The following is an 8,278-nucleotide window of genomic DNA, read 5'->3' on the forward strand; positions in this document are numbered from 1 at the left end:
CGTCGGTCCAGCGCAGCGGCAGCACGGCGTCGGCCAGCGTCGGCATCGGCGCACCGGTTTGGATCCGCGCGGCCTGGCGCGGCTGCAGCCGGCTCGGAGTGCGCTCACCGGCCTCGATCAGGCCCATCACCGGCAGGCTGATGTCGCCGTTGTCCAGTACCTCGCCGCCGTCGCCGTCTTCGTCCTCCGCCGATTCACGCCCGCCGAGCACATCGACGCTGCGCACCGCGTAGCCGTCGATGGCGGCCTGGTCGAAACCGGGCAGTGGACGCTCGGTCACCACCTCTTCGGCGCACATCAGGCCCTGGGCTTCAGCGATCGCCACCCGCACCGGACGCGGCGCTACCGCTGCCGACGCCACCCGCGCCTGCTGGTCCTCCACCGAACGCACAACATGCCTTTCTCACCTCAGAACACCCAGCCGGCGTCGACCGAACGGGCGCGCTTGCGCTCGGCGATGCAGCCGCTGCTACTCGGTCACCGCGGGCGCGAGGCCCAGCCGTTCGATCAACCACCGGCGCAGTTCCGGCCCGTAGTCATCTCGTTCCAACGCAAAGTCAACCGCAGCCTTCAGGTAGCCACCGGGATTTCCCAGATCGTGTCGAGATCCGCGGTGCACGACCACGTGCACCGGGTGGCCCTCCTCGATCAGCAGCGCGATCGCGTCGGTGAGCTGCAGTTCGTTGCCCGCGCCCCGTGGAATCCTGCGCAGCGCATCGAAGATCGCCCGGTCCAGCACGTAGCGACCGGCCGCCGCATACGGCGACGGCGCGTCCTCGGCCTTGGGCTTTTCGACCATGCCCTTGACCTTGAGGACGTTGGGATTGACCGCGTCGGGAACGGTCTCGACGTCGAAGACGCCGTAGGCACTGATCTCTTCGGGCGGCACCTCGATCGCGCACAGCACCGATCCGCCCCGCTTGGCCCGCACCTTTGACATGGTTTCGAGCACCCCGGTGGGCAACACCAGGTCGTCGGGCAGCAGCACCGCTATCGCGTCCTCGTCGGGGGCGAGGCTCGATTCGACACAGCCGACCGCATGGCCGAGGCCGAGCGGTTCGGCCTGCACGACGGATTCGACCTTGATCAACGCGGGCGCGCGGCGCACCTTCTCCAACATCAGGTGCTTGCCGCGGGCCTCCAGCGTCCCCTCCAGGACGAGGTCCTCGACGAAGTGCGCGACCACGCCGTCCTTGCCCTCGGAGGTGATGACGATGAGCCGTTCGGCGCCGGCCTCGGCGGCCTCGGCGGCGACCAGCTCGATACCGGGCGTGTCGACGACCGGCAGCAGCTCTTTGGGCACCGTCTTGGTGGCAGGCAGGAAACGGGTACCCAAGCCGGCGGCCGGCACGATCGCGGTGCGCGGAATTGGAACTTCAGGCCGATTCATCGTTCACACACTAACCTCTCTGCTTCGGTTGCTCTCTCCTTACCCGACCTGTCGAGGACTACGCAGTGGAAGAGACGAAATCACGGCTACGCAGCAGAATCCTGGCCGCGCGCCGGTTGCTGGACCCGTCGAGCTGCCAACACGAGGCCGACGAGCTGGCGCGGCACGCGGCGAAGCTGGCCGAGCCGGGCGCGACGGTGTGCGCCTACGTGCCGGTCGGTTCCGAGCCCGGATCGCAGGCGCTGATCGACGCGCTGGCCGACCGCGGCAGGGTCGTTCTGCTCCCGGTCGCCAGAAACGGCCCCGACGACACGCCCGCACCGCTGCAGTGGGGCCGCTACCGCCGCGGCGAGCTGGTCAGGGCCCCGTTCGGGCTGCGTGAGCCCGCACCCCCGACCCTTCCCGCCGAAACCGTGAGCCAGGCCGGCGTGGTGCTGGTGCCCGCGCTCGCGGTGGACCGGCGCGGCGTGCGCCTGGGACGCGGCGCGGGGTTCTATGACCGGACCCTGGGTTTGGCGGCCCCCGGAACGCTGCTCGTCGCGGTGGTCCGCGACGACGAACTCATCGAGCGGATACCCGCCGAACCCCACGACGTCGCGATGTCGCATGCGTTGACACCGGGGCGTGGCCTCGTCCGGCTCGGGGAATGAGCCGTCCCGCCTGGCGGTTCTAGCACTTAGGCAGGTAGAGTGCTAAGAAGTTTGACTGTCTCGGAGGTTTTCGTGCCTACCTATTCCTATGCATGCACCGAATGCGACAACAAGTTCGATCAGGTGCAGGCGTTCACCGATGATGCGCTGACGGAATGCCCGCAGTGCAACGGTCGGCTGCGCAAGCTGTTCGGCAAGGTCGGCGTGGTCTTCAAGGGCAGCGGGTTCTACCGCACCGACAGCCGTGAGGCCGACAACAAGAAGAAGAGCTCCGGCTCCGGCGGCTCGAGCAGCTCTGGTTCGGAGTCGAAGTCGAGCTCGGAGTCGTCGTCGAGTTCGTCGGAGAAGTCGACTTCCTCGGAGAAGTCGAGTTCGTCGTCGAGCGGTTCATCGAACAGCTCGTCGGCACCCGCCGCGGCCGCCTCGAGCTGACGGGGTTATCCACAGGCCGCCCGACCGAGGGCAGACGGCAACCCGCCACGGGATCTAGCGTGGCCGCATGGGGGATTCACTGGTCCCGTCGCCATTGAGCCGGCTTGGTCGGCTGCGCCCGGATTGGTCGCGCACGGTCGCCGCCCGCCGGGTACTCGCCGGGGCGCTGGTGGTCTTGGCGGCCGGTTCGGTTCTGCATGACGGCGCGCGGGACGCAGGCGCCGTGGTTCTCGTCGCCAGCCGCGATCTGACGCCCGGGACCGAGCTCACCACAGCCGATGTCCAACTCGAGAACCGAACCCCGACAACGGTTCCAGACGGTTCGGTGACCGACCTCGACGCCGTCGTGGGGGCGATGCCGGCGGGGCCGGTACGCCGCGGCGAGGTGCTCACCGATGTGCGGCTGCTGGGGCCGAGGCTGACCGAGGCGGCGGCCGGACCGGATGCGCGGGTCGTCCCGCTGACGCTCGCCGACGCCGCGGTTCCCGACCTGCTGAGGTCGGGCGACGTCGTCGACATCGTGGCCGCCCCTGGAGATTCCAGCGCCGAAGCGCGGGTCATCGCGACCGGAGCCGTCGTGGTGCTGGTGTCCACCGGGACGAGCGGGATCGCGGCCGGCGGCCGTGTGGTCCTGGTCGCCGTTCCGACGGCCACGGCGAGAACGGTGGCAGCGGCCGGCCTCATCGAGGCCATCGGACTCACCCTGCATTGAGCAGCTCTGAGCCTCAGACCTGCGCCGAAAACACTGCCGCCCCCGGCGGAACCGGGGGCGGCAGTGGAAAATCAGATCACATCACCAGTCGCCGATGGCGGGGCCGATCGGGTAGGCACCTTCGAACGCGGCAGCGGTACCACCGACCACAGCCTTGGTCGTATCCCGGATCTCACCCTGGGCGTGGACCACGCCGGCGTCAGCCAGGCGAGCCTCCGAGATGCCGCGCGCGACACCGTAGTCGTTGATGCGGATAACCGAGTTCTGCGATGCCTGCCGGCTCGTCACCGTCGGGCTGGGGCCGACTTCGTCGACATCGGCGCTGGCCGTACCACTGCCCAGGCCGATAGCGGCCGCGGCGATGGCGAACGAACCCAAGCCCACCAGACCCAGCTTCTTCGAACTGCGAGTGAAGGCCTCGGCGTATCCGGCCATCAGCATTCCCCTTTGAATAGGGAGGACGTGACATCCTCGTGACGTTGTGCAGGTCTTATCAGACTAGCAGTGAATGGCCGAGCCCGCGCGTCGGGTCGGCGATTCCAAACATCACAAGTGCCCAGTTCAGCCTGGGTTCAGCAATACTTCAGTTCCGGCTCAGCATGCTCTGCGGCCGAACTCAGCCGCACGGCAGCGCGATCATCATCCCTCGCTCCGATTCTCCAAACCTGCCACAACATCTACCTGCACATTCGATAGTAGGTAGCGGGCCCCGCCAGCGCCCGGGACGCCAGGCAGTTGTGCTGAATCCCCAAGGTTCCTCCCAGCTTGCCCCGACTTTTCGCCGGTGACGGCTGAGCCAGCCGCTAACGTTTCTGGATGACCTGGCGTTTCGGCCTGGCCACCACGCGAATCAGAAAGGGCCTCCGCAATGCTGAAGGGGTTCAAGGAGTTCATCTCCCGCGGAAACGTCATCGACCTGGCCGTCGCGGTGGTGATCGGCGCCGCGTTCACCGGCCTGGTCACCGCGTTCACCGAGAACGTCATCCAACCGTTGGTGGACCGGATCGGCGCGGAACCGGATGCGGAATACGGCGTTCTGCGGATCCCGCTGGGCGGAGCACAATTCATCGATCTCAACGCGGTGCTGTCGGCGGCGATCAACTTCCTGATCGTCGCCGCCGTGATCTACTTCGTGATCGTCGTGCCGTTCAGGAAGCTCAAGGAGCGCGACGTGAAGATCGAGTCCACCGAGACCGAACTGACGCTGCTCACCGAGATCCGGGATCTGCTGCGCGCCGGCGCCGACGGTGCGGCGGCGGCGGAACTCGACAGCCAGGAGGGCCGCCACTCGGTCCCGGAGTGAGACCCGCGGCGCCGCTCCGGGATCAGCTCATGGTCCAGGACTCGCCGTAGGTGGCGACGCTGTCCCCGGCCGACGAGATCAGCCGGGCAAACGGACGCAACAGCACACCGCCGGCCGCGCCGGTCACGGCGCCGTGCGCGTTGGAGACCGCGACGGCACCGGCGGGGCGAGCGACCTCCACAGTGACGGTCGCGATCTCCAGCACGCCCGGGCCGTTTCCCAGGTCCATCGAGATCGCGACGCTGGGATTCAGCGGCGGCGTGTAGACCCGATCGGCCAGATTGTCGTCGATGCCCCAGCCCCCGAGCGTGATGTTCGGCGAGCTGTAGCTGAAGTTCACCCCGACGCCCATCGACCACGGGAAACCGAGCTGGTAGCCCAACTCCAGGACGCCTGTGAAGTTCTCGGCGCCGAACCCGGACACCTGGTATGTCGCCGTGCCGGAATGGAACCACTCACGCGACAACCGGTTGCGGTCCAGCGGAAGGACCCCGTTGAGGATTGTGTCCCATTGCTGGATCGTCATGGTCCGCCCCAGGCCGTCGACCGCGCTGAGTTCGTCGTCGAGCCCCGCGTGCGACGTGCCCGCGCTCACGACCATCACCGTGGCAGACCCGGTGACCGCCAGGATCATCCAACGCAGCGCTCCCATCAGACGGTCAGCTTGACAAATTTGTCGACCGGCCGGAGGCGGTCTGCGCCCGAAAAGCGTCAACCCCCGGGAGCGAACTCCCGGGGGCCGACGATGATCAGTATTCGATCAGTTCATGTTCCACGGCTCGCCGTAGGTGGTGACGCTGTCACCGGTCGACGAGATGAGCCGGGCGAACGGACGGAGCAGCACGCCACCGGCCGCACCGGTCACGGTGCCGTGAGCGTTGGAGACGGCGACGGCACCGCCGGGGCCCGCGACGTCCACGGAGAAGGTCGCGACCTCCTGGATGCCCGGGCCGTTACCCAGGTCAGCCGAGATCGACACACCGGGGAACAGCGGCGGGGTCACGATGCTGTCGGTCAGACCGAACGGGAAGTCGGGGATGACGTCCCCGCCGAACGGCAGGCCGTAACCGTCGAACGCGATGTTCGGGGTGGTGTAGCTGAAGTTGATGCCGACGCCCAGCGACCACGGGAAGCCGACCTGGTAGCCCAGCTCCATGGTGCCCTCGAAGTCCTCGGCACCCTCACCGGCCACGATGTACACGGCGCGACCCGAGTGGAACCACTCACGGGTCAGCCGGTTGCGGTCCAGCGGAAAAACGCCGTTGAGGAAGGTGTCCCACTGCTGAATCGTCAGCGTGTTGCCCTGGCCGTCGACCAGGCTCAGTTCATTGTCCAGCCCGGCGTGAGAGGTGCCAGTGCTCGCGAACAGCGCCGCGATGGACGCCACCATCGCGATCAGCACTCGACTGATTGCCTTCATGATCTCCCTAGTTGTGTAGATCGAAGCCCCGTCAGGGGCACCGAGTTGTCCGTGCCTGGCTGTACCGCTTCACCACACACCTCGCAAGGCGAACATGTGAACCGAATTAGAAGACCCACATGTCGTTCTCACGAATCACTCATCGTTGACACGAGGAACATAACGGGGAGGCATCTGACCGGCAACGCGTGGGAGCGGGTGGTGTCGAACACTCCGAAAGTCGCCAATCGTTTGCTGAGGAGTCCCCATCCTCTCGACATACCCCTTCTGCGCGACGGCGGGGTTCGGCCGGAGAAACCGTCGCTGATCTTGGCCCCGCACCCGACTATTCGAAATCGGCGGTGCCAGTGTTACTGGAGATACCCGCTGGGCTTATTGCTAAGTCACAGGTCAGTCATGGTGGGGCGGAATGTTGTCGCGCAGCCACCGTTCGTGGTCGTCGCGCTCCTCCGGAGCGACGGGTTCGCGCTCATCCGAGGACGCCTCTGGCAACGTCTCGCCGAAGACGGTGTTAACTGCGATTCGCGACCGCTTCGATGGTCGACTCAATGACCCTACTCCATGTGACGAAGATCACTATTTGACGAGGATTAATGTTCACCTGCCCGTAACACTGCAGGTCGTGCGACAGATCTGAAGACCCCCAGAAACACGTGTGAGGAAGCCGATCCGGCTTCCTCACACGATACTCTCAGCGAGCGCTGGTCGATTAGATCTCCAAACTGGATAGCTGAGCGATCACCTGCGCAGCCAGCGGCCCCAGCGTGGCCATGCCGTCCCGCACCGCGGCCCGGGACCCGGCCAGGTTCACCACGAGGGTGCTACCGGACACACCGGACAACCCACGCGACACCCCGGCGTCGACGATTCCGGCGGAAAGCCCCGATGCTCGCAGCGCCTCGGCAATGCCCAGCAACTCCCGATCCAGCAGATCCCGGGTGGCCTCGGGGGTCACGTCGCGAGGCGTCACACCGGTGCCTCCCACCGACACCACCAGGTCCACTCCCCCGATGACCGCCGTGTTCAGCGCGTTGCGGATCTCGACCTCGTCGGAGGACACCACGATCACACCGTCGACCATGAAGCCGGCCTCGCTGAGCAGCTCGGTGACCAACGGACCGCTGTGGTCCTGTTCGTCGCCGTGGGCGGTGCGGTCATCGACGACGACGACCAGTGCCCGGCCGACCAACGTATGAGGCTGTTCCATGGGGATAACCGTATATGTCGGCCCCGACCCCGGCGCAGCCACACGCAGCACCGGACCGTCGGCATCGGTCAGCACCCTCACTGCCCGGCCCTGCCCAGGGTGACCTCGGTGGTCTGCGGGTTACCCGCCGCGTCGAGGTAGGTCAGGGTGACGGTGTCACCAGGGGCTTTCGAGCGCACCGCCGCGACCAGCGCATCGGCACTGCCGATCACCCGATCGTCGAGCTTGGTCACCACGACCCCGTTGGGCAGACCCGCAGCCGACGCCGCGCCACCGGCGGTGACCTCGACGATCTTGGCGCCGTCGACACCGGCGTCGTTGCCCACCTGAACACCGAGCGACGCGCGCGAGGCGGTGCCCGTCTGGATCAGCTCGTCGGCGATCCGCTTGGCCTGGTCGACCGGGATCGCGAATCCCAACCCGATCGACCCGCCCTGGGCGCCGCCGGCGTCGGCGCCCAGCGTGGCGATCGCAGAGTTGATGCCGACGAGTTCGCCGTTCATGTTGACCAGCGCGCCACCCGAGTTCCCGGGGTTGATCGCCGCGTCGGTCTGGATCGCGTCCAGCACGGTGTTCTGGTTCTGCGCGTCACCGCCGGCGGCCACCGGCCGGTTCATCGCGCTGATGATCCCGGTCGTCACCGTGCCCTCGAGGCCCAGCGGGGAACCGATGGCCACCACGTCCTGCCCGACCCGCAGCTCCGAGGACCGGCCCACGGTGATCGGCGTCAAACCCGACACGTTGCGCGCGCGGACCACCGCGATGTCGCTGCCGGGGTCGGTGCCGACCACGGTGAACGGTGCACTGCTGCCGTCGGCGAAGGTCACCTTCGTCTCGACCCCGCTCGGAGCGCCCTGCGCCGCGGCCACCACGTGGTTGTTGGTCAGGATCAGCCCGTCGGTCGACAGGATCACCCCCGAACCCTCTTCGGCCTGGCGGCCGCGGTCCACCTCGAGCTTCACCACGCTGGGCACCACCTTGGCGGCCACCTGCTCCACCGAGCCGGCGGGCAGGCTCGCAGCGGGCATGCTCGGCGCAGCGCCCGCAGCGCTGATGCTGCCCACGTTGTGATCGGGGTGGACCAGCGTCGCCACACCTCCACCGACACCGGCCGACAGCACGGCGATGGCCACCGCGCCGGCGGCCAGACTCGGCGTCCGGCCG

10 protein-coding genes and 1 pseudogene are annotated in these 8,278 nt (G+C 67.4%); 4 read left to right on the forward strand and 7 right to left on the reverse strand.

All coding sequences use genetic code 11. The features are described 5' to 3' along the window. Positions 1-391 (reverse strand): annotated as a pseudogene (locus ACXAID_RS25555) (molybdotransferase-like divisome protein Glp); the annotation flags it as partial. A 78-nt stretch (positions 392-469) separates the two neighbouring features. Next, positions 470-1,390, reverse strand: a complete 921-nt coding sequence (locus ACXAID_RS25560) for a UTP--glucose-1-phosphate uridylyltransferase (protein WP_475024980.1) — start codon at positions 1,388-1,390, stop codon at positions 470-472. 65 nt (positions 1,391-1,455) lie between these two features. On the opposite strand from ACXAID_RS25560, the gene ACXAID_RS25565 reads away from it, so the two are divergent. From ACXAID_RS25565 to ACXAID_RS25575, 3 genes are all read left to right on the forward strand, one after another. Continuing rightward, positions 1,456-2,040, forward strand: coding sequence for a 5-formyltetrahydrofolate cyclo-ligase (locus tag ACXAID_RS25565; RefSeq protein WP_475024981.1), 585 nt, complete (start codon positions 1,456-1,458; stop codon positions 2,038-2,040). A gap of 72 nt (positions 2,041-2,112) precedes the next feature. Further along, positions 2,113-2,472 (forward strand): FmdB family zinc ribbon protein, encoded by a 360-nt coding sequence (locus ACXAID_RS25570; protein WP_475024982.1) that lies wholly within the window; start codon positions 2,113-2,115, stop codon positions 2,470-2,472. A 67-nt stretch (positions 2,473-2,539) separates the two neighbouring features. Continuing rightward, positions 2,540-3,184 carry an SAF domain-containing protein gene (locus tag ACXAID_RS25575; protein WP_475024983.1) on the forward strand — a complete coding sequence of 215 codons (645 nt, stop codon included), beginning with the start codon at positions 2,540-2,542 and terminating at the stop codon, positions 3,182-3,184. Positions 3,185-3,265: 81 nt separating this feature from the next. Here the strand turns inward: ACXAID_RS25575 and ACXAID_RS25580 are convergent, their stop codons facing one another. Continuing rightward, complete coding sequence (locus tag ACXAID_RS25580; protein ID WP_475024984.1) at positions 3,266-3,619, reverse strand: hypothetical protein; 354 nt, start codon at positions 3,617-3,619, stop codon at positions 3,266-3,268. Between the two features lie 433 nt (positions 3,620-4,052). Between ACXAID_RS25580 and mscL the strand changes: the two genes are divergently transcribed. Then, on the forward strand, positions 4,053-4,487 hold the full coding sequence (gene mscL, locus ACXAID_RS25585; protein ID WP_475024985.1) for a large-conductance mechanosensitive channel protein MscL: 435 nt from the start codon (positions 4,053-4,055) through the stop codon (positions 4,485-4,487). Between the two features lie 22 nt (positions 4,488-4,509). Here mscL and ACXAID_RS25590 read toward each other — a convergent pair whose 3' ends face one another. The 4 genes from ACXAID_RS25590 to ACXAID_RS25605 form a co-directional block, all read right to left on the reverse strand. Further along, positions 4,510-5,139: an MspA family porin gene (locus tag ACXAID_RS25590; protein WP_475024986.1), complete on the reverse strand. Its 630-nt coding sequence runs from the start codon at positions 5,137-5,139 to the stop codon at positions 4,510-4,512. A 108-nt stretch (positions 5,140-5,247) separates the two neighbouring features. Next, positions 5,248-5,907: an MspA family porin gene (locus ACXAID_RS25595; RefSeq protein WP_475024987.1), complete on the reverse strand. Its 660-nt coding sequence runs from the start codon at positions 5,905-5,907 to the stop codon at positions 5,248-5,250. 709 nt (positions 5,908-6,616) lie between these two features. Beyond that, on the reverse strand, positions 6,617-7,162 hold the full coding sequence (locus ACXAID_RS25600) for a MogA/MoaB family molybdenum cofactor biosynthesis protein (RefSeq protein WP_475024989.1): 546 nt from the start codon (positions 7,160-7,162) through the stop codon (positions 6,617-6,619). Positions 7,163-7,191: 29 nt separating this feature from the next. Continuing rightward, on the reverse strand, positions 7,192-8,278 hold a 1,087-nt coding region (locus ACXAID_RS25605), incomplete at its 5' end, for a S1C family serine protease (RefSeq protein WP_475024988.1).

Source organism: Mycobacterium sp. ABE4_509, assembly GCF_056160785.1.

What these genes read in the sequence shown, in the direction of transcription:
- ACXAID_RS25590 (WP_475024986.1), bottom strand. Translation starts at nt 5,139, where the DNA reads ATGGGAGCGCTGCGTTGGATGATCCTGGCGGTCACCGGGTCTGCCACG.
- ACXAID_RS25595 (WP_475024987.1), bottom strand. Translation starts at nt 5,907, where the DNA reads ATGAAGGCAATCAGTCGAGTGCTGATCGCGATGGTGGCGTCCATCGCG.
- ACXAID_RS25560 (WP_475024980.1), bottom strand. Translation starts at nt 1,390, where the DNA reads ATGAATCGGCCTGAAGTTCCAATTCCGCGCACCGCGATCGTGCCGGCC.
- ACXAID_RS25575 (WP_475024983.1), top strand. Translation starts at nt 2,540, where the DNA reads ATGGGGGATTCACTGGTCCCGTCGCCATTGAGCCGGCTTGGTCGGCTG.
- ACXAID_RS25580 (WP_475024984.1), bottom strand. Translation starts at nt 3,619, where the DNA reads ATGGCCGGATACGCCGAGGCCTTCACTCGCAGTTCGAAGAAGCTGGGT.
- mscL (WP_475024985.1), top strand. Translation starts at nt 4,053, where the DNA reads ATGCTGAAGGGGTTCAAGGAGTTCATCTCCCGCGGAAACGTCATCGAC.